Origin of the sequence: uncultured Campylobacter sp., assembly GCF_905371695.1 — a bacterium.
GTDB lineage: Bacteria > Campylobacterota > Campylobacteria > Campylobacterales > Campylobacteraceae > Campylobacter_A.
Map to the genome: position 1 here is coordinate 1 of NZ_CAJPMA010000028.1, position 18,369 is coordinate 18,369.

The 18,369-nt window shown below is 44.6% G+C and carries 25 protein-coding genes; 15 read left to right on the forward strand and 10 right to left on the reverse strand.

What is annotated here, in order from left to right:
• Positions 1-55: 55 nt before the first annotated feature.
• From QZ147_RS03885 to QZ147_RS03905, 5 genes are read right to left on the reverse strand one after another with little or no spacing between them, the layout of a single operon-like run.
• Positions 56-1,426, reverse strand: a complete 1,371-nt coding sequence (locus tag QZ147_RS03885; protein ID WP_295147195.1) for a DUF945 family protein — start codon at positions 1,424-1,426, stop codon at positions 56-58.
• Entirely contained in the window at positions 1,423-1,992 is a 570-nt protein-coding gene (locus QZ147_RS03890; RefSeq protein ID WP_295147199.1) for a DedA family protein, read from the reverse strand. Before QZ147_RS03890 ends, QZ147_RS03885 begins: the two co-directional genes overlap by 4 nt.
• A gap of 8 nt (positions 1,993-2,000) precedes the next feature.
• The gene (locus tag QZ147_RS03895) at positions 2,001-2,588 is read right to left on the reverse strand and encodes a lipid-binding SYLF domain-containing protein (protein WP_295147201.1); all 588 of its coding nucleotides are present in this window, start codon (positions 2,586-2,588) and stop codon (positions 2,001-2,003) included.
• Positions 2,589-2,597: 9 nt separating this feature from the next.
• Positions 2,598-4,151 (reverse strand): ribonuclease Y, encoded by a 1,554-nt coding sequence (rny, locus tag QZ147_RS03900; protein ID WP_295147204.1) that lies wholly within the window; start codon positions 4,149-4,151, stop codon positions 2,598-2,600.
• On the reverse strand, positions 4,060-4,710 hold the full coding sequence (locus QZ147_RS03905) for a 5-formyltetrahydrofolate cyclo-ligase (RefSeq protein WP_295147207.1): 651 nt from the start codon (positions 4,708-4,710) through the stop codon (positions 4,060-4,062). Before QZ147_RS03905 ends, rny begins: the two co-directional genes overlap by 92 nt.
• Before the next feature lie 49 nt (positions 4,711-4,759).
• On the opposite strand from QZ147_RS03905, the gene QZ147_RS03910 reads away from it, so the two are divergent.
• From QZ147_RS03910 to QZ147_RS03930, 5 genes are all read left to right on the forward strand, one after another.
• Entirely contained in the window at positions 4,760-5,374 is a 615-nt protein-coding gene (locus QZ147_RS03910; protein ID WP_295147210.1) for a TlpA disulfide reductase family protein, read from the forward strand.
• Complete coding sequence (gene ftsY / locus QZ147_RS03915) at positions 5,371-6,237, forward strand: signal recognition particle-docking protein FtsY (protein WP_295147211.1); 867 nt, start codon at positions 5,371-5,373, stop codon at positions 6,235-6,237. Before QZ147_RS03910 ends, ftsY begins: the two co-directional genes overlap by 4 nt.
• Complete coding sequence (locus QZ147_RS03920; protein WP_295147212.1) at positions 6,230-6,643, forward strand: VanZ family protein; 414 nt, start codon at positions 6,230-6,232, stop codon at positions 6,641-6,643. Before ftsY ends, QZ147_RS03920 begins: the two co-directional genes overlap by 8 nt.
• Positions 6,630-7,970: a DNA repair protein RadA gene (gene radA, locus QZ147_RS03925; protein ID WP_295147213.1), complete on the forward strand. Its 1,341-nt coding sequence runs from the start codon at positions 6,630-6,632 to the stop codon at positions 7,968-7,970. Before QZ147_RS03920 ends, radA begins: the two co-directional genes overlap by 14 nt.
• A 279-nt stretch (positions 7,971-8,249) precedes the next feature.
• Entirely contained in the window at positions 8,250-8,732 is a 483-nt protein-coding gene (locus QZ147_RS03930; RefSeq protein ID WP_295147215.1) for a hypothetical protein, read from the forward strand.
• On the opposite strand, the gene acpS is transcribed toward QZ147_RS03930, so the two are convergent.
• Positions 8,724-9,068, reverse strand: coding sequence for a holo-ACP synthase (gene acpS, locus QZ147_RS03935; protein ID WP_295147216.1), 345 nt, complete (start codon positions 9,066-9,068; stop codon positions 8,724-8,726). The two genes, QZ147_RS03930 and acpS, sit on opposite strands and share 9 nt — an antisense overlap.
• The gene (fliL, locus tag QZ147_RS03940) at positions 9,065-9,610 is read right to left on the reverse strand and encodes a flagellar basal body-associated protein FliL (RefSeq protein ID WP_295147218.1); all 546 of its coding nucleotides are present in this window, start codon (positions 9,608-9,610) and stop codon (positions 9,065-9,067) included. The genes acpS and fliL overlap by 4 nt, the downstream gene beginning before the upstream one ends.
• A 59-nt stretch (positions 9,611-9,669) precedes the next feature.
• On the opposite strand from fliL, the gene ybaK reads away from it, so the two are divergent.
• The gene (gene ybaK, locus QZ147_RS03945; protein ID WP_295147221.1) at positions 9,670-10,158 is read left to right on the forward strand and encodes a Cys-tRNA(Pro) deacylase; all 489 of its coding nucleotides are present in this window, start codon (positions 9,670-9,672) and stop codon (positions 10,156-10,158) included.
• Here ybaK and QZ147_RS03950 read toward each other — a convergent pair.
• Positions 10,155-11,150: an SAM-dependent methyltransferase gene (locus QZ147_RS03950; RefSeq protein WP_295147223.1), complete on the reverse strand. Its 996-nt coding sequence runs from the start codon at positions 11,148-11,150 to the stop codon at positions 10,155-10,157. The two genes, ybaK and QZ147_RS03950, sit on opposite strands and share 4 nt — an antisense overlap.
• The gene (locus QZ147_RS03955; RefSeq protein ID WP_295147225.1) at positions 11,140-12,303 is read right to left on the reverse strand and encodes an acetylornithine transaminase; all 1,164 of its coding nucleotides are present in this window, start codon (positions 12,301-12,303) and stop codon (positions 11,140-11,142) included. Before QZ147_RS03955 ends, QZ147_RS03950 begins: the two co-directional genes overlap by 11 nt.
• A gap of 106 nt (positions 12,304-12,409) precedes the next feature.
• Between QZ147_RS03955 and QZ147_RS03960 the strand changes: the two genes are divergently transcribed.
• The gene (locus tag QZ147_RS03960; protein WP_295147227.1) at positions 12,410-13,075 is read left to right on the forward strand and encodes a lipid-binding SYLF domain-containing protein; all 666 of its coding nucleotides are present in this window, start codon (positions 12,410-12,412) and stop codon (positions 13,073-13,075) included.
• A 20-nt stretch (positions 13,076-13,095) separates the two neighbouring features.
• Here the strand turns inward: QZ147_RS03960 and QZ147_RS03965 are convergent, their stop codons facing one another.
• A complete protein-coding gene (locus QZ147_RS03965; RefSeq protein ID WP_295147229.1) occupies positions 13,096-13,305 on the reverse strand; it encodes a hypothetical protein in 210 nt (69 codons plus the stop codon).
• A gap of 124 nt (positions 13,306-13,429) precedes the next feature.
• Here QZ147_RS03965 and QZ147_RS03970 point away from each other — a divergent pair, with 124 nt between their 5' ends.
• From QZ147_RS03970 to QZ147_RS04005, 8 genes are all read left to right on the forward strand, one after another.
• Positions 13,430-13,870 (forward strand): transcriptional repressor, encoded by a 441-nt coding sequence (locus QZ147_RS03970; RefSeq protein ID WP_295147231.1) that lies wholly within the window; start codon positions 13,430-13,432, stop codon positions 13,868-13,870.
• 87 nt (positions 13,871-13,957) lie between these two features.
• Positions 13,958-14,281, forward strand: coding sequence for an HMA2 domain-containing protein (locus tag QZ147_RS03975; protein ID WP_295147232.1), 324 nt, complete (start codon positions 13,958-13,960; stop codon positions 14,279-14,281).
• Positions 14,271-14,927 carry a ferritin-like domain-containing protein gene (locus QZ147_RS03980; protein WP_295147236.1) on the forward strand — a complete coding sequence of 219 codons (657 nt, stop codon included), beginning with the start codon at positions 14,271-14,273 and terminating at the stop codon, positions 14,925-14,927. The genes QZ147_RS03975 and QZ147_RS03980 overlap by 11 nt, the downstream gene beginning before the upstream one ends.
• Positions 14,920-15,285 carry a hypothetical protein gene (locus tag QZ147_RS03985; RefSeq protein WP_295147239.1) on the forward strand — a complete coding sequence of 122 codons (366 nt, stop codon included), beginning with the start codon at positions 14,920-14,922 and terminating at the stop codon, positions 15,283-15,285. The genes QZ147_RS03980 and QZ147_RS03985 overlap by 8 nt, the downstream gene beginning before the upstream one ends.
• 9 nt (positions 15,286-15,294) lie before the next feature.
• Positions 15,295-15,606 carry a hypothetical protein gene (locus QZ147_RS03990; protein WP_295147242.1) on the forward strand — a complete coding sequence of 104 codons (312 nt, stop codon included), beginning with the start codon at positions 15,295-15,297 and terminating at the stop codon, positions 15,604-15,606.
• Complete coding sequence (locus QZ147_RS03995) at positions 15,606-15,908, forward strand: YtxH domain-containing protein (protein WP_295147245.1); 303 nt, start codon at positions 15,606-15,608, stop codon at positions 15,906-15,908. Before QZ147_RS03990 ends, QZ147_RS03995 begins: the two co-directional genes overlap by 1 nt.
• Positions 15,892-17,967 (forward strand): heavy metal translocating P-type ATPase, encoded by a 2,076-nt coding sequence (locus QZ147_RS04000; RefSeq protein WP_295147248.1) that lies wholly within the window; start codon positions 15,892-15,894, stop codon positions 17,965-17,967. Before QZ147_RS03995 ends, QZ147_RS04000 begins: the two co-directional genes overlap by 17 nt.
• On the forward strand, positions 17,957-18,289 hold the full coding sequence (locus tag QZ147_RS04005; protein ID WP_295147251.1) for a helicase: 333 nt from the start codon (positions 17,957-17,959) through the stop codon (positions 18,287-18,289). The genes QZ147_RS04000 and QZ147_RS04005 overlap by 11 nt, the downstream gene beginning before the upstream one ends.
• Positions 18,290-18,369: the final 80 nt, after the last annotated feature.

An 18,369-nucleotide genomic window follows, 5' to 3' on the forward strand; every position in this document is an offset into this window, starting at 1 on the left:
TATATAGAAAAAGGCTTAAACCTAGATTAAAAAAATAGGTTTAAGCGGGGGGGGGTTAGAAAATTGAAGATAAAATTTTAGATAAGCTAACTTTATCGTTAAAAATAATGTCGCTATTTTGCGAATCAAGCTTAAATTTAACTCTCGTATCGCCGTCTTGTTTTTGTAAAATTCCGTTTTCTACAAAAACCGGTTCAAGTAGCGCTATTTCAGGTACTTGATACAAAAATTCCCCTATACCGCCGTTTACTTTAAGCTCTCCGTCAAAGATAAACGCCGATAAATTTTGAGACATATCTTTGTTTTTATCATAGTTTTTAACGCCGAAATTTACGCTCAGGTTAAGCTTTTTGTCTTTGCCGTTTTTTATGCTAAATTCGCTTATTTTTACACTAGGATCGCTAGCTAGTAGCTCGCCCGTATCGGCAAGCAGCGCCTCAAATATTTTATCTTTGTATCCGTCAAGCGCCTCTTTGCTTTCAAAATTCACGTCTTTGGCGACTTCATCGATTTTTTTATAAAGCTTTTTCAAAGCCTCTACATTAAAATTTTCAAGCTGAGATACGATTTTAAGATCTTTAAATTTCTCGCCGTTTACATCTATTAGCGCAACACCGCCTTCGGCTTTATCGCTCAAAAGTCCGTTTTTAACGTCGGTTGCACCTTTGTATGAGCCGTCTTGTACGTTTAAAGAAACTTCCTCGTTCCCGTTAATTTTCATCGCGATTTTTTTAAATCCGCCCGTATATTCTAGCGGCACGAGCGCATAGTCGTAGTTTAAAAACGCTTCTGGATCGATCGGTTCAAAATAAGATATAGCGTAGAATAAATTTTGCAAATCAATCTTTATATCTTCACCGTCTTTTTTAGCATCGAAATTTATACCGTCTACGTTAAGCGCGATTTTGCTTATCTTGTGCTTTACGGAGTCTATTTTTACCGCTATATTTTTCGTTGTAAATTTATCGTCTTCATGCGCCATATTTACGTCGCTTAGGCGAATTTCGCCGTATTTTTTACCGTCGAGCGCCGCCGTAACGTCAGCCGTCGCGACTAAATTCGAACCGAAAAATAACGCGGCGAAATTTTTATACTCGCCGTTTTGTACGTAAATTTTAGACGAAATTTTAGCTCCCGAAAATATCGCATCCAACCCGTGATTAATCTGCGTATCTACCTTTAAGATTAGCTCCTCGCTAGCGCCTATTTTTTGCATAACTTCTTTTTTAACGACTAGCTCGTACGAGCCGCTAGACGCGAGAAAACCCTTCTCATAAGCGGCGTTTTTAATCTCCGCATCGTTTAGTGTTTTGCTAACGTTGGCGAGTATCCTGTCATACTCTTGCTTTGCCTTGTCCGAGACAAAGTAAGCCGCTCCGAAACCGACTATCGCCAGTAAAACTAAAATAGATAAAATTTTTTTCATCTTTTCCCTTTCTTTGCAGTTGCTTTTTGTAAAAAATACCAAATCGCGCCTAGCGCGCAGCCCATCGCAAGAGGCATAATATACCCGTGCGCGCCCAAATAATCACCCGCGCGCATAAACATATCTCCGGCCTTGTAGCTCGCCGCGCCTAAAACTATCGCCCAAATTAGCGAGCTTATAAAATTTATCGCGCTAAATTTTACAAACGAATACTTCGTAAGCCCGACCGCGATCGGTACGAGCGTTTTTACGCCGTAAATAAATTTTTTGATCAGTATGATTTTATCGCCGTATCTTTTCATTAATATATGCGAATAGGCAAGCTTTCGTTTGTGGGTCGCTAAATACGGCATTACGGCGCTTTTGTTGTATCTAGCTAGATAAAAAAGCATCGTATCGCCGAGAGTATTGGCGACCGTAGCTACCGCGATGCTAGCGGTTAAGTCCATCTTACCCGCATGGCTTAGCACGCCCGCAGCGATGATAGCGACCATTCCGCCGCCTAGCGAATATAAAAAAAGTATCACGTAGCCGTATATCGAGAGCGAATTTAAAATTTCTTGCATCTACGCCCTTAAAATTTCGACGCTACGCCCAGAAGTTGCTCGTAAGCGTATCCGTCTTGCTTTAAATTTTCGTTTTTAACCTTGATAACCGCGCCACCGAAGCTCGCCCCCGCGAAAAATCCGCTATTTTGAGCGTAAGCGTAAATATCGTTTGAAAACGTAACGTCGCTTAGTTTGTTAAATTTTAACCCCCGATCGCCGAATGATACCGATGCATCGGAGTCGATGGCTAGTTTTGAGCTTTTAATCTCGTTTATTACGCTATCTTTCATTATAAAAAGCACGAGCGAGCTATCGTCGTAGCCGATTTGCAGTCCCACGCTGCCGCCGCTTATTTGCACGGGTAAAATTTGACTAGGCGATTCCAACGATCCCACGATCATTACGCCGTCTCCGCCCATTCCGCCGACTACGAAGCCTACTTTTTTTACGCTAGGAAAAACGATCGTAGCTCTTGCCTTTTGGATAAAAGATCGAACCGGCGCATCGTGGTTTGCCCGCATTGTCGTTACGAACGAATTAGCCGCTTCAAGCACGAGCTCCTCGCCGGCAAAGCAAAAAACGCACGCGCTTAAAAGAATTAAAATTTTCTTCATAAATTTTACCTATTTAGCCGTCTCTATCGCGCGCGTTTCGCGAATGACGTTTACTTTGATCTCGCCCGGATACTGCACTTTTTGCTCAATCTCGGCGGCGATCTCTTTGGCGATTAACGCCGCCTCGTCGTCGTTAATCAGCTTTGCGTTTGCGATTACGCGAATTTCGCGACCGGCGTTTATCGCATAGGCCTGTTTGACGCCGTCTTTGCTTTTCGCGATATTTTCGATTTCCTCGACGCGTTTTAAAAAGCTTTCTAATACCTCCCTGCGCGCCCCCGGGCGTGCCGCGCTAAGCGCGTCCGCGGCGCAAACGGCGGCGCTTTCTACGCTAGTAGCCTCTTCGTGTCCGTGGTGAGCATAGATGGCGTTAATTACCACCGGATGCTCTTTGTAACGCTTACAGATCTCGCCGCCTAAATCTACGTGAGAACCTTCAAACTCGTGCGTTAGCGCCTTACCGATATCGTGGAGCAGCCCCGCGCGCTTGGCTAGTTTTTCGTCTCCGCCGGTTTCCGCGGCGATTATACCGGCAAGATGCGCTACTTCAAGGCTGTGAGCTAGCGCGTTTTGTCCGTAGCTGGCGCGAAATTTTAGCTTACCTATTAATTTCAATATCTCGGGATGAATCCTATTTAACCCCAAATCCATCACAATATTCTCGCCCTCTTCTAGGATTGAAGCTTCAAATTCCTCCGTTACTTTTTTATGAAGCTCCTCGATACGCGCAGGCTGAATTCGCCCGTCCTCGACCAAAAGCTCGATCACGCGGGTAGCGATGGCACGACGGTAGAGATTGAAGCTGCTAAGCACGATGGCGTGCGGCGTATCGTCGATGATAACATCCACGCCCAAAACCATTTCGAGAGTTTTTACGTTTCTTCCTTCTTTGCCTATTATTCGGCCTTTTAACTCGTCGTTTTTGATATCTACGACGTTAATTAGCCGCTCGGCGGCGAATTCGCCCGCAAAGCGCGACGTGGCTTGGGCTAAAATGTAATTCGCCTTTTTCTTACCCTCTCTGCGAGCCTCCTCTTCGTATTTTCGCACGATATGAGCGATATCGGCGCGAGATTGTTCTTCAACCTTTTTTAATACCTCTTCGCGCGCTTCGGCTTGCGTTAGCCCCGCGGCTCGCTCTAATACTTTTAACGCTTGCGAAATTTTTTCTTGATACGTAGTTTTTAGTCTAGCACCCTCGTCGTACGCGGCTTTAGCGTCTAGTTTATCTTTCTCAAACGCGGCTATCTTCGCTTCCAGAGCGTCGCTTTGATTTTGCAAATTTTGCTCTTTTTTATTTAGCTCGTCGAATTTTTGGTTATACTCTTTTTGGAGTTTCAAGCCCTTGTCGTCGTATTTTTTCTTTACTTCTAATTCTGCCTCTTGGACGGATATTTTAGCGTCTTTTAGCGTCCGCTCCGCTTCGTATTCTATCGTCTTTGCTTTTGCTTTGGCCTGCTCTAAAAAGATATTATAGTTTGCATCGTTTATTTTTTTTGCATACATACTTCCGGCCCAAGCGCCCGCGGCCGCCGTGGCTATACTTACAAATACTTCTATCATATTTTTTCCTTATATAAATTTTATTAGGGGTTACGTAAATATCGCCTTTTGCGTCATAATCTAGCGAGATGATTTCGCTTGTAAAAAAGTCTTTTACGCTTACGAAAAGGATGATTTTAGGACGAAATTTAATAGAGGAAAAGAATCTATCGTAAAATCCCTTTCCATGTCCTATTCTTGCCATATTACAGTCTACTCCGACGGCGGGAACTACGGCTATATCGAGCTTTACGTCACCGATTTTACGCCCAGAAGGCTGTCTAACGTTAAATTTAGCAACCGAAAAAGGCAGGCGCAATCTTACCATTTTTAAGTTAACGCCGACCATAAACGGCGCGTAAAATTTGCATTTATGGCTAAATTTCCGCCTTACCTTTAACACGTCTGGCTCGTAACCAAGCGGCAAATACAGCAAAATATTCTTCGCGCCCGTAGTTTTTATTATTTCGCCTATCTCGCGGATAGCACCGTAGTGCGCGCATTTTGCGACGTGCGCCGTATTTTTTAGTTCCGCTAAATTTTTACTTCTAAATTCGTTTTTGTCTAGTTTAACGCTCATTTTATCAACTTTTAGTATAATCCCGCACAAAAAAATAAAAAGGGATTATATGAAATTTAAGTCGCTAATTATAGCATTATTATGCATTTTTACGTTTTTAGGCTGCGAAAACAAGACGGACGAGCAAACGCAAACTAAAAACGAGCAAAATTTAGACAAACAAACTACCGCTACCGTAAAAACGGCGCCGCAAATCGAGCAAAAGAAGGCGGACGACGAAGCGCAAAACTCAGGCAAAATCACCCTAAATTTACTGAACGGGCAAACTATCGATTTAGAAAAAAAAGAAAACGGATTTAACCTAAAAAGTAACGATAAGGCTACGCTTTTCATATTTTTCGCTACTTGGTGCCCGCCGTGCAAAGCAGAAATTCCGCATTTAAATAATTTAAGCGAGAAATTTAAAAAAGAACTAAACATAGTGGGCGTGCTGCTTGAAGACAAAGACGCGCAAGAAGTAGCGATGTTCGCCAAAAAATATAATATAAAATACGACGTTTCCGTGGGCGAAGGCAACTTCGCTTTTGAAAAAGCTATCGGCGGGATAATGGGGCTACCGTCGTCGATGCTTCTAAAACCTAACGGCGAAGTTTTTAGCGCATACCGAGGCTTAGTACCGGAAGAAATGATGGAGAGCGATATAAATAAGGCGATAGAGCAATGATAAGCTTTTTAAAAAAGGGTTTCGAGCGGACATTCGGCGCCATAATCTCCGCTAAAACCGATAAAAAGATAACCAAAGAAAATTTAGAGGAAATTTTACTAGAAGCAGACGTACCCTACGAGATAGTAGAAGAGATCATATACTACTTACCGCCGCAAGAAGAAGTTAAGCGCGCCGACCTTCGCCGCGTAATGAGCGCTTATTTTATCTACGAAAACGAGCGCGAGATAAAGCCCGACAAGCCGTTCGTCGATCTAATCTTAGGCGTAAACGGCGCAGGCAAGACGACTACCATCGCAAAGCTGGCGAATTTATATAAAAACGCAGGTAAAAGCGTGATATTGGGCGCTTGCGACACATTTCGCGCGGGAGCGATAGAGCAGCTGCGTCAATGGTCTTTACGCCTAGACGTGCCGATAATAGCGGCAAAGCAGGGGCACGATCCTTCGGCGGTGGCTTTCGATACGATAAGCTCCGCGTTAGCGCGCGGAATAGATCGCGTCGTATTAGATACTGCCGGAAGACTGCAAAATCAGACTAATTTGGCTAACGAGCTAAATAAAATCGTAAGAATTTCAAGCAAAGCTTACGAGCGTGCGCCTCACCGCAAAATTTTGATCCTTGACGGTACGCAAGGCAACGCTGGCGTCGCGCAGGCAAAGGCCTTTAACGAAATCGTAAAGCTCGACGGCGTGATAATTACGAAGCTAGACGGCACGCCAAAAGGCGGAGCGCTGTTCGGCGTCGCACGCGAGCTTGAACTACCGATTTTTTACGTAGGCGTCGGAGAGGGTATGAACGATCTCGTAAAATTCGATCCGGACGAATTTTTAGACGGATTAACGGATACTATTTTTGGATAATAGCAAAAATTCGGGCTTAAATTTAAAAGCCGTAACGCTAAAATTTTTAAAATTCGAGCCTCTTTTTAAAATTTCGTTTTTTATCTGTCTGCTTGCGGTCGAATATCTAGCTACGACGTCTCGTCGTATCGAAATAGTCGAGAGCTCTTGGGATAAGTTCAATCATTTTCTAGCTTTTGGCATACTTTACGGACTTTTAAATTTCGGCTGGCAAAGCGGACACGCCGCAAAATTTTACGTAAAATTTTGCATACTTTTAGCCTTCGGCGCGCAAATAGAGCTAGTACAAAACCTCTTACCGAACCGCTATTTTAGCTTGCTAGATATCGTCGCGGATTGCGTAGGCATCGCGCTTGGCGCGCTAATTTGCAAAATTTTAATAAAGGCTTTAAATGGCAAAGTCTAAAAGCGTCTTTGAATGCCAAGCCTGCGGCGCGCAGCAGAGCAAATGGATCGGCAAATGCCCTCAGTGCGGTGCTTGGGATAGTTTCGTAGAACTTACGCAAACGCAGATAAAAGCTAGCGAAGAGATCGCTAAATTTTCAACCTCCCCTAGCCGCGCGGTCAGTATCGAGCAGGTGCAGATCGAGAAAATAAACCGCTTTGCGACGCGCGATAGCGAGCTTGACTTGGTATTAGGCGGCGGCGTAGTAGAGGGCTCGCTGGTGCTAATCGGCGGAAGTCCCGGTATCGGCAAATCCACGCTTTTACTTAAAATCGCTTCAAATTTGGCGGCCGACGGACGAAAGGCGCTATACGTAAGCGGCGAGGAGAGCGCCAGTCAGATCAAAATGCGCGCCGAGCGCTTAGGCGCGATCGATGCGAACCTATTTTTACTAACCGAAATTTGCCTAGAAAATATCCTCGCCGAACTTGCTAAAAACGAATATAAAATTTTAATCATCGACTCCATTCAAACGCTTTATAGCGAAAAAATCGGCTCCGCTCCTGGCTCTATCTCGCAGGTGCGCGAGATAACTTTTGAACTCATGAGGCTTGCAAAAGATAGAAATATCAGCATTTTTATCATCGGACACATTACGAAAGAAGGCGCAATCGCGGGACCTAGGGTGTTAGAGCACATGGTAGACGTGGTGCTATATTTCGAGGGCGACGCGAGTAGAGAGCTGCGACTCTTACGCGGATTTAAAAATCGCTTCGGCTCGACTAGCGAGGTAGGAATTTTCGAAATGAGCCAAGCAGGTCTAGTAAGCGCCAGCAATATCGCTAGCAAATTTTTCACGCGCGGCGAAGCGATCAGCGGCAGCGCGATTACCATCGTAATGGAGGGCTCGCGCGCTCTAAGCGTCGAGATCCAGGCGCTAGTGTGCGAAAGCGCCTATCCTAAACGCAGCTGCACGGGATACGACCGCAATCGCCTCGATATGTTACTAGCGCTCTTAGAACGCAAAGTCGAGCTACCGCTAGGGCGATACGATGTATTCGTAAACGTTTCGGGCGGCGTAAAAATCGGCGAAACCGCGGCCGATCTCGCTGTACTGGCGGCGATTATCAGCAGCTTCCGCAATCGCCCCATAAGCAAAGAGAGCGTTTTTATCGGCGAACTTAGCCTAAACGGCGAAATTCGCGAAGTATTTAATCTCGACCAGCGCCTAAAAGAGGCGAAAACTCAAAAATTTAAAAACGCCATAATCCCGAGCCGTCCGCTTGACGCACAAGGGCTAAAATGCTTTTACGCAAAGGATATCGTTCAAGTTTTAGAATGGATGTAAACTAGGTTTTTCGATAGCAAAGCGCGCCTAATGCTTGACGCTCATACACAAGGAAAATATCTACGGTATCGCGGCGCGACCAATAAATAAAGGCAAAGCAGCTGCAAAACGATACAAAGCCGTGCACTATGCCGATTAAGACGCAATCGCTTTTGTTCGCCGATACAAGTCTGGCTACGATGAGCGTCGCCTATGCAAAATATAGTATTATTCAAGAAAAGCCAAAAGCCCTTCATAAGCCGATTAAAAATATAATTACCCGTAAAAATAAGGCAAGAAATGCGAAATTTTAGCTACCTGCTCCCGCCGTTTACGAGCCTAATCTATGCCGTAAAATTTAGCGACGACGAGCTAGCGCGCAGACTAGAATACATCGTTTCAAAAGGTAAAATTTTAGACTTCAAAACGCCAGGTAAAATATTTACCGGACGACTAGGCGGCGACGGGTTTAAATTTTATCCCTCTTGGAGCTACGACAAACACGCTCCGGTCGCAATAGGTAAATTTTACGAGCAAAACGGCGAAAAAATCGTAAAAATAAAAATAAGACTAGGCTTGCTAATGATAATTTTTGCGTTTATGCATCTTGGGCTTATGGCGCTCGGAGCGGTCTTATTGTTTATGCGAGGCGAGTACGGAACACTCGTATTTGGATTAATTTTAACGCTTTTTATTTACGGCGACACTACGCCTAAATTTTGGCGAGAAACAGAAAAGATAAAAGAAATTTTTGATACCGTCTTTGACAAGGATTTAGCTTAAAATTACCGCCGCTACGGCAAATCCGCCGTCGTGACTAATACTAAGCGCGGCTTTTTTAAAGCCGAATTTAGCGTAAATTTCGGGGCTAAATTTTAGTATAGGCGCGCCGCGGGAATCTTTTGAAATTTTTATATCGAAAAACCCGCACTCGGCGCTTATTCCTACGCCCAGCGCCTTACTAGCGGCTTCTTTCGCCGCCCAAAGCCCCGCCGCGCTAGCGTCGTTTTTAATAAGTAAAACTTCGTCGTCGCTTAAAAACTTTTGCAAAAACGCATTGCCGCGGCGCGCCTTAATGCGGGCGATGCGGCTGATCGAGACGATATCGATGCCGATCATTGCACCACAAAGTCGGTAAAGTAGATGTTTTTGACGTACCCGTCGCTTAAAACCTCGTTTATTTTACCTACGATCTCGTCTTTTAAGCGGTCTTTGCCTTTTGCGGTGCTAACCTCTTCGTAGGTTTTAGCAGATAGCGTGCGGATCACGATATCGCGGATAAGCGCCTTTTTCTTGTCGAGTTCGGGCGTTAGTTTCTCGTCGCTTTGTTCCATATCGATTTTAGTTTTTAAAAATCGCGAGCCGTTTTCGCTGAGTAAATTTACGATAAATTGATCCAGCGGGTAGATCGGCCCCATATTCATAAAGTCGCTACTGCGCTTTCCGGGTTGATGGGCCGGCTGCATAGGCGCTTGCTGCGTTTGGGCTTGCGGCTGCATGGCGCCTGCTTGCGCCGCGGCTTCGTCGTTACCCGACATTAAGAATATTATTAAACCCACCAAAATCGCCAGCACTACGATGATTGCCGCCATAATAATAATTAAAAGGCTCTTTCCGCCGCCGCTTTTTTCGACCACTACCTCTTCTGTTTTGTCCGCCACTGCTTCTCCTTTTAAATTTTGGCTATAATTATACAAAAATTTCCTAAAAATGAGTAAAAATGATACATAAAACCAACGCCGCTAGGCTTTTAGACGGGCTTAAGATCCCTTATGAGCTACTAGAATACGAAGTAGACGAGAGCGATCTTAGCGCCGTTCACGTTGCTTTAAGCACCGGACAAGAAATTGAGAAAATTTACAAAACGATTGTTTGCGTCTGCGAGCCAAAGGCCTACGTCGTGGCGTGCATCCAAGGCGATTTAGAGCTTGACTTAAAAGCGCTAGCGCACGCTACGGGAGCTAAACGCTGCGAGCTAATCAACCTGCGCGACCTTGAAAAAATCACGGGATACGTTCGCGGCGGCTGCTCTCCGCTCGCAATGAAAAAGCGCTTTGAAACCTTCATCGACGAGCGCGCTAAATCGCAAGAAAAAGTGCTGGTAAGCGCCGGCGTACGCGGTAAGCAGCTAGAACTCTCTCCGCTTGATTTAGCCGCGGCTTGCGAAGCGAAATTCGCGACCGTCGCTAGAAGCGCGGCGCCTAATTAAAAATTTGAAAATTCTATAAATTTAAACCGCTCTCCTAAAAAGTGCGGATTTATTAGAAAATTTAACTGCTTTATCGCGTCCTTTTTCGCCGCTTCGCCGCCTTTGTCCGCTACGATTTCTACTATTTCTTGCGCGCCGAAAATTTCTATTAACGCCGAGTTTTGTTTACGAAACACGTTCGTCTTAAAGCCTTCCGCCTCGAAATTTCGCGCCAAATCCTTAAAGTAAACGTCATAAGTTAAATCGCTTGCACCGAAAAATTCGCCTAAATTTTCAACTCCGAAAAAATCGAAAACTCGGTGATTTTTATAAATTCTAAGGCTAAAATTTTGCCGCCTTTCCCACTCGCCGTAGTCAAACGAACAAAATTTTACCCGATCGCAAACGGCGGCTAAATCTTTCGCGAATTTTCTAACGCCTATCGCGAGTTCGCCTCTTTGAAGCCCTGCTTCACCCGCCTCGGCTAAAATTTCATCATCCGCCGCGCCCCAAAACGGCTTAAAATTTTCGCCGATAAAAAGCATATTCCGCTCGTTTAAAACCTCGCAGGCAAAGCTATCTAACAGCTCGTTTGACATTACGAAAATTTCGCGCGGATTTAGCATTGCAAGCTCGTCTAAACTAAAAAGCTCTAAAATTTCGGTCGTGCCGCCTAGCCTAGTAGTAAACGTCTCTTGCTGGATACGGCGTAAATTTTCGTGCGGCTCGATAACGGCGAATTTTAGCTTACATAAAATTTCAGGGCGCAAGGTAAAAATCGCCTGAATAAAATCCGCCGTCATAGATCCGTCGTTAGCGCCGATCTCGACGATAGTCGCACCGGGACTGAAAACGCCCGCGTCGAGCTGTTTTAAAAAATAATTCGCCCACGCCGCGCCGAATAAAAATCCCGCGCTCACGCTCGTGTAAAAATCGCCGTTTTTACCGATTTCCACGCCCTTTGCATAATAATTTTCATGCGCCCATCGCGTGAAAAATTCGCTAAATTTCATACTCGTCTAGCGCGCGGCTTAACCTAGCAAACCCCTCTTTCATCTCCTTTTTGGAGATATTTAGCGGCGGTAGAAAACGAAGCGTTTTTGCTCCCGAGCGCAATACCAAAACACGGTGTTTTAGCGCTAGCGAGATAATTTTAGCAAGCTCTACCCCGTCTTTTAGCACGAGTCCTAGCATCATGCCGATGCCTTGTTTGGCTTCAAAAATTTTAGGATATCGGCGCGCTAATTTTTCTAAATTTTCGTTAAATTTCGCTGAAATTTCGTCTAATTTTCCCGATTTTTTAAGCCTTTTTAGCTCTTTAATCGTAACGAGTCCCGTAGCCGTCGCTAAAAAATTTCCGCCGAACGTCGATCCGTGGTCGCCGGGCGCAAAGATAGTTTTTCTACTAGCGCAGGCGCCGATACCTACGCCTCCGCCTAGACCCTTCGCAAACGTGATAATATCGGGCTTTATGCCGTAAAACGCGCTCGTTACGAACTCTCCCGTACGGTAAACCCCGCATTGAACTTCATCGGTAATTAAAAGCAATTCGCGCTTTTTTAATATTTTAGCCAGTCTTTTTACCGCCTCTTTTTCAAGCGCCTTTATGCCGCCCTCGCCTTGGACTAACTCGATCATCACGGCGACGGTGCGATCGCTGATATTTTCTATAACTTCCTCGATCGTATCGAAAAATTTAAACCCGTCTATGTATGGAGCGAAAATATCCGGATGAAATTTGTCCTGTCCCGTAGCTCTAAGCGTGGCTAGCGTGCGTCCGTGAAAGGAATTTCCCAGCGAAATAATCTCGAATTTTTTCTTCTCGAAGTGCGTCGCGCCGTATTTTCTAGCTAGCTTTATCGCACACTCGTTAGCCTCCGCGCCGGAATTGCAAAAAAACGTTTCGCATTTGTATCCGAGCTGTTTTGATATCTCTTTTGCGAGCTTTTCTTGGGGCAAAATTCTATAAATATTTGAAGTGTGGAGCAATTTGCCGGCTTGCTTAACGAGCGCGGCGGTAACTTTCTTGTGTCCGTATCCTAGCGCGTTTACGCCGATACCCGCCGTAAAATCTATATAATCGAGCCCTTTCTCGTCAAATAGCGTAGCGCCGTGTCCTTTTTCAAACGCGACGTCCGCGCGGGCATAGGTATTCATAAGATACATCTGTCGTCCTTTAGGCTAAATTTTCAAGCATTTTACCACAAGGGGTATAAAATTTATTAAATTTTTGGTTATAATGGCGGTTAAATTTTAATCAAAGGAATTTACAATGAAAAAACTTCTAGGTTTTATATGCGCGGTCGCTCTTTGCGTAAATTTCGCCGACGCAGACATCATTCAAAATCAAAAAGTAAAAAATGCGATTAATATCTTAAACGCGTTCGGTCGTAAAAATTTAGCGCAAGGCAATAAATTTAACGACGTAAAAGCGATCGCTATAATCCCCGACGTTACCAAAGCGGGACTCGTAGTCTCCACGGCTAGCGGAAACGGAATTTTCATCGCTAAAAACGACGACGGCGAGTGGTCGAGCCCGTTTTTCATTAATTATACGGCGGGCGGCATAGGCGCGCAAGCCGGAATCAGCTCCGCCGATACCGTTATATTTTTTAAGAATTCGCAAGCCTACGCAAAGCTTTTCGACGGCAAAGATACGATTAGCCTAAGCGCGGAAGCCACTCCCGGAACCGGCGCGAAAGCTTCGATAACTACCGATCTACCTGAAATTTCGGCTTTCATCGCAGAAAAAGATAGCCGCACGAGCGGAGTATTCATCGGCGTGGGTATAGACCTAGGCAGGATCACTATAAATAGGCAAGATACGAACGATTATTACGACAGAATGTACGATTTGGAAGATATTTACAACAATAGCCCGCGCGATAGCAAATATACTTTAAAATTAAAAGAGATAATAAGCAAATATTTTATATAAAAGAAGCGGTTTAGCGCTCGCTAAACCGTAAATAAAGAAACGAAGCGTTTTTTAGGTATCGGCGAGAATTGCGTCATATATTCAAACGCTTCTTCGTAATCGCCGTCGGTGTATCCGGCGACCTTTTCGATTAGCTCGTAAAGCTCTTCGTCGTCCATAGAATCAAAACTACCGCAATTTTCCAAAACTTCAAGTAAAACGGCGTCCAATTCAAGCTCGTCGTATGTCATAGCGTTCCTTTGGTTAAAAAAATTGCGCAACTATACCAAAACAACCTTATATTTGGCTTTTTCATAATCTACTAAGGTAAAAGCGGGTATATTTTCGTATTAATTATCATTTTATGGAACAATGATGCAAAATTTTAGTAAATTTTACGAAAATTTCGCCAAATTTATGAGCGAATTTAACCTTAAAAACTCATACGTTAAAGAGCAAATTTTATCCATTCTTTACAAATCGGACGAGCATCTAAGCGCGCAAGAAATCAAAGACGAATTTAACAAAATTTATAAGCAAGACGTTTCGCTCCCTACGATTTACGGCCTGCTAAATTTTCTAAGCGAATGCTCTTTTACCAATCAATACGAAGAAGACGGCACCGCAAAATACGAGCTAAATTTAAAACCTCACCACGACCATTTAATCTGCGAAAAATGCGGAAAAGTCGTAAGCTTTCGCGATGAGATAATCGAGCGCAGGCAAGATGAAATTTGTGAAAATTTATGCTTTACGCCCACGGCGCATACGATGCTTCTTTACGGTATTTGCGAGCGGTGCGGCAAGGTAGGCTAAATACAATTTTGATAACGATAGATAAAAAAGTTTCAGCGACGTTTAAGCGCGCTAATAAGATAATTCGTCAAAAAAATAAGGAAAAAAATGCAAATAAACGTAGAAAATCTAGCAAAAGTGGCGAGCTTTTTTACTCCTATCTCGCACACGCCGGGTAGACTTAGAGTAAGAGTGAGCCCTAAAATAAAAGAGCTTTCAAGTAACGTAAATTTAGGCTCTATCGATGAGACGATAGCAAAGATAGATGGCATTAAAAACGTCAAATTAAATAAAATTATCGGCTCGGTAACGATCGAATACGACCATGCCATTTTTCCTAAAAATTTATGGGACGATTTGCTCGGAGGGCGAAATTTAGAGGCGCTTTCTAATAAAATTAACGCAGCAAAAGAGGCTTACCTTGCAAAATGAACTTTTAAACGCAGCTTTTATCAGCGAAAAAAGCGCGGAAATTTTATATGAAAATTTAAGCGATCTAGGCGAAATTTTCGCCGAAATTTTAAGCGTTAGAAAAAACGGGCTTACGTTAATAAAAACCTACGCGAAAGCTAAAAATTTAGGGCTTTCAAACGAGCAAATTCAAAACGCGTTTTTAATGCCCGATTCATTGCAAGACGCTCTAATTTGCGCGCTTAACTTAGAAATACAGCTAAATAAAATGTACGAAAATTTTACGCAAAATTTAGACGACGAAGAGTTAAAAGATCTATTTTTTAGACTTTGGGCGACTTCTAATAACGAATACGTCGTCGCGCTTAAAAAAGCGTTAAAAGCGGAACTTCAAAGCGATGCGCCGAAGGCAAAAGCGCAAGAGACGCAAAATTTTAGTCAAATTTTAAATGCGCAAGGCTACGAAAATCTGCTTTTAAAATATCAAGAAGATTTTAATCAAATCAAAGAAGGTCTGCAAAACGTAGTCTCTGGCAAAGCTAGCGGCGCCGAGCTAGCTAAAATTTTAAATAACCCGAATTTTTCTTTTTTTAGCGGGCTTGCGCTAGGCGCGCTAGGAATGACCGCGGCAAGCAAAAATTTAAGAAAGGACGAAACAGATGAATAACACCACAAAGAAAGGATTTACGATGGCATTACCGTTTTTAGCGGGCATAGCATTAGGCTCATTAGCCGTAGTAGCTTGGAATAAGCGAGATAAAATCAAAGAGTGCGCGAGCGAAGGGCTTGCAAAAGGCAAAGAGGCGGCCGATAAAATTTACGCAAAAGGCGTAAGTCTGGCCAGCGAAGTAGTCGGCGAAAAAGCCAAAGGCGCAAAAAGAAAACGCAGAACGCCTGCCGAAATGGCGGAAGCAAGAGCGCTAGAAGCGGCTCAAAAGGGTAAAAAACGTAGTAGAGCAAGGGCCAAAAAAGCTCCCGCAAAAGCGGAACAACCGGCACCGATCGTAGCGCCTGAAATAGCGTAAGGCGCGTAAATGGGTAACAAAATTTTAGCCGTTTCGGCGACCAGGCTTCCGATGGATCACTTTTTAAGCGGAGCGATAATGGGCGGCATGGGCGCTGCGGCGATCGGATACAACGACTTTTTAAACAAAAAAGCTACCCGCGCGGACGTTATTAAAAAAATCGTAAAATTTAGCGTCGCGGGCGGTTTTAGCGCGGCGGTAGCAATTAGCGCGTCAAATTCGGTAGCTAATAAAAACTACTTAGCCGCAGCCGCAAAAACGGCGCTCGGCATCGGCGGGCTTTTGCTAGCCGAAAAATTAATAAATTTGGAGAGTAAATAATGCAAAATCCGTATATCGACGATCAAAACGCGCAAGCGGGCGCTACGCAGCCTAGCGCGATAGATAACGCCATAAACGACGCGGCGCAAAATTTGCCGTTCGTACCTGAAAATTTTAACGCGGCCGGCTTCGTAAAAGGCCTATTAATCGGCGGCGTAGCAGCCTACGTGCTAACTAACCCCAAAGCTCAAGAATGCCTTTTTAAAGCAATCATCAAAGGCGGCGAGCTGATAAACGCCGGTATCGAAGAGCTAAAAGAGCGTTTTGAAGACGTTAAGGCAGAGCTTGAAACGCAAAAATAACGTCCGCGTCGCGCATAAGTGCGCGGGTAGGATTAGGCTCGTTTGCGAGCAATTAACGGATGAGAGCGACGTAAGCGCGATAGAGGCTAAAATTTCGGAATTTGCGGGCGTAAAAAGCGCGCGCGTAAATAAACACGCAAAAAGTATCGTCGTCGAATACGATAAAAATTTCGGCGAAATTTTAGAATTTATTCAAAATTTAGATATGCCCAAAAAGACAAAGGACGCCTCAAAACCCAGCAAAGCTAATATCTACAAAGCGGGCGCGGCGTTAGCGCTTACGCCTTTGATCTCAAATCGCGCGGTAAAAACGGCGATCGGGCTTTACGCTAGCGCGCCTAATTTGCTAGAAGGCGCAAGCGAGCTAAGGCACGAGGGCGTAACCTCGAAGGTACTTGAAGCTATGGCGGTAGGCGTAAGCCTAGCGCGCGGCGATCATTTAGCCGCAAATAGCACGAATTTAATGCTAAATATCGGCGAATACATGGAAGAAAGCGCCGTACACCGTAGCGACGATTTGATTAAGGAGCTGGCAAAACCCAACATCGAGGAAGTTTGGATCGAAAAAACGAGCGGAAGCGGCGAAAAAATCCTAGAAAAAATCAAAACGCAAAACCTTAAAAAAGGCGATATAGTCGTAGTCGGCGCGGGAGAGAGCATCGGCATCGACGGCTATATAGTAGAGGGCAACGCAAGCGTAAATCAAGTATCTATGACGGGCGAGGCCGAGCCGGTGCCGAAATCTCGCGGAGACCGCGTAATCAGCGGTACGGTCGTAGACGAGGGGCGCATTAAAATTTGGGCGGAAAACGTCGGCGCGGATACCGCTACGGCGCGTATAAAAGACTACATTCAAAGCTCGCTAAACGAAAAATCGGCTATCGGGTTAAAAGCTACGAAGCTAGCGGATAAGCTAGTGCCCGTAACGCTCTCTCTCGCAGGCGTTTCTTATCTTATTAACCGCGATATGAATAGCGTAGCCAGCGTCCTTCAAGCGGACTACTCGTGCGCGCTAAAACTGGCTACTCCGGTGGCTTTTAAATCAAGTATTTCAAAAGCCGGACGCAACGGAATTTTAATAAAAGGCGCAAAAGCCATCGAAGCGCTAAGCGCGGCGGATACGTTCGTATTCGATAAAACCGGTACGCTTACGCACGGAAGGCTTAGCGTGGTCGAAATTTATTCGTTTAAACAAGGATTTAGCGATGCCGATATCCTAAATTTAACCGCAAGCGCGGAGGAACATTACTTCCATCCGGTGGCGGAGGCGATCGTAGAAGCGGCCAAAATGCGCGGATTTCACCATATCCATCACGACGAGGTAGAATTTATCGTCGCTCACGGCGTAAAAACCGGTATGAACGGCAAAGAGGTCGTTATCGGCTCTCGCCACTTTTTAGAAGACGATGAAATGATCGATTTTAGCGCGCACGAAGAAACTATTCAAAAAGCGTTAAATAGCGGACTTACGTTACTATATATCGGCTACGACAAAGAGCTGGTCGGAGTGATCGCCATGAAAGACGATATGAGGGAAAACGCCGCTGATATGATAGCGCGCCTACGAAATTTAGGCGTAAAAGAGATAATTATGCTAAGCGGCGACATAAAAAGCAAGGCAGAAGAGGTCGGACGCGAGCTCGGTTGCGACCGCGTATTTGCAGAGTGCTTGCCTACGGACAAAGCCGAGATTATCGAGCGACTAAAAGCCGAGGGCAAAAACGTGGCTTTTATAGGAGACGGCATAAACGACGCTCCGAGCCTTACTAAGGCAAACGTGGGAATTAGCATGCATAAAGGTGCCGATATCGCAAAAGCCACGGCCGACATTAGCCTACTAAAAGACGACATTATGAGCGTGGCGATCGCAAAAGAGCTGTCGGTAAAAACAATGAAGCTAATCGGATCTAATTTTAACTCGACCGTCGGCGTAAATACGGCGATTTTGAGCGCGGCGACGCTGGGTATGCTAAATCCCATCGCTACTGCGATACTTCATAACGGTACGACCATTTGGCTACTATTAAACTCTATGAAAGGCGTAAAAATTGGCAAATAAAACGATGAGCGGGGCGCTTTTAAACGTCCAAAACCACCGTAAAATAGCAAAAATAGGAATGGGTGCGACGCTGGCTAGCGTCTGCCTTACCGCACTATTTATGAAAAATAAAAGCGTCAGAAAGTTACATATCGCCTCGGGCTGGGCGTTCGTAGGATTTTCGCTTTATCACGCGGAACTTTATGACGGCGGCGTGATTAAAAATTTCATCAACAAGCAAGCCGCAAAATCGCGAGATAAAAAAGCGGACCTACAAATTTCGCAAATTAAAGACGTCGGCGAAGTAAAAGCCAAACGCCGCGCGCGTAAAGTTAAGTCATAAATCTCGCCTAATTTTATTTAATTGCGGTGAAATTCACTGCAATTAAATGACCGGACTCTTGCAAGCTTTAAATTTTACAA

Excerpts from the sequence above, each read along its gene's own strand:
- QZ147_RS03885 (WP_295147195.1), bottom strand. The coding sequence starts at position 1,426 with ATGAAAAAAATTTTATCTATTTTAGTTTTACTGGCGATAGTCGGTTTC.
- QZ147_RS03890 (WP_295147199.1), bottom strand. The coding sequence starts at position 1,992 with ATGCAAGAAATTTTAAATTCGCTCTCGATATACGGCTACGTGATACTT.
- QZ147_RS03895 (WP_295147201.1), bottom strand. The coding sequence starts at position 2,588 with ATGAAGAAAATTTTAATTCTTTTAAGCGCGTGCGTTTTTTGCTTTGCC.
- rny (WP_295147204.1), bottom strand. The coding sequence starts at position 4,151 with ATGATAGAAGTATTTGTAAGTATAGCCACGGCGGCCGCGGGCGCTTGG.
- QZ147_RS03905 (WP_295147207.1), bottom strand. The coding sequence starts at position 4,710 with ATGAGCGTTAAACTAGACAAAAACGAATTTAGAAGTAAAAATTTAGCG.
- QZ147_RS03910 (WP_295147210.1), top strand. The coding sequence starts at position 4,760 with ATGAAATTTAAGTCGCTAATTATAGCATTATTATGCATTTTTACGTTT.
- ftsY (WP_295147211.1), top strand. The coding sequence starts at position 5,371 with ATGATAAGCTTTTTAAAAAAGGGTTTCGAGCGGACATTCGGCGCCATA.
- radA (WP_295147213.1), top strand. The coding sequence starts at position 6,630 with ATGGCAAAGTCTAAAAGCGTCTTTGAATGCCAAGCCTGCGGCGCGCAG.
- QZ147_RS03930 (WP_295147215.1), top strand. The coding sequence starts at position 8,250 with ATGCGAAATTTTAGCTACCTGCTCCCGCCGTTTACGAGCCTAATCTAT.
- acpS (WP_295147216.1), bottom strand. The coding sequence starts at position 9,068 with ATGATCGGCATCGATATCGTCTCGATCAGCCGCATCGCCCGCATTAAG.
- ybaK (WP_295147221.1), top strand. The coding sequence starts at position 9,670 with ATGATACATAAAACCAACGCCGCTAGGCTTTTAGACGGGCTTAAGATC.
- QZ147_RS03950 (WP_295147223.1), bottom strand. The coding sequence starts at position 11,150 with ATGAAATTTAGCGAATTTTTCACGCGATGGGCGCATGAAAATTATTAT.
- QZ147_RS03955 (WP_295147225.1), bottom strand. The coding sequence starts at position 12,303 with ATGTATCTTATGAATACCTATGCCCGCGCGGACGTCGCGTTTGAAAAA.
- QZ147_RS03960 (WP_295147227.1), top strand. The coding sequence starts at position 12,410 with ATGAAAAAACTTCTAGGTTTTATATGCGCGGTCGCTCTTTGCGTAAAT.
- QZ147_RS03965 (WP_295147229.1), bottom strand. The coding sequence starts at position 13,305 with ATGACATACGACGAGCTTGAATTGGACGCCGTTTTACTTGAAGTTTTG.
- QZ147_RS03970 (WP_295147231.1), top strand. The coding sequence starts at position 13,430 with ATGCAAAATTTTAGTAAATTTTACGAAAATTTCGCCAAATTTATGAGC.
- QZ147_RS03975 (WP_295147232.1), top strand. The coding sequence starts at position 13,958 with ATGCAAATAAACGTAGAAAATCTAGCAAAAGTGGCGAGCTTTTTTACT.
- QZ147_RS03985 (WP_295147239.1), top strand. The coding sequence starts at position 14,920 with ATGAATAACACCACAAAGAAAGGATTTACGATGGCATTACCGTTTTTA.
- QZ147_RS03990 (WP_295147242.1), top strand. The coding sequence starts at position 15,295 with ATGGGTAACAAAATTTTAGCCGTTTCGGCGACCAGGCTTCCGATGGAT.
- QZ147_RS03995 (WP_295147245.1), top strand. The coding sequence starts at position 15,606 with ATGCAAAATCCGTATATCGACGATCAAAACGCGCAAGCGGGCGCTACG.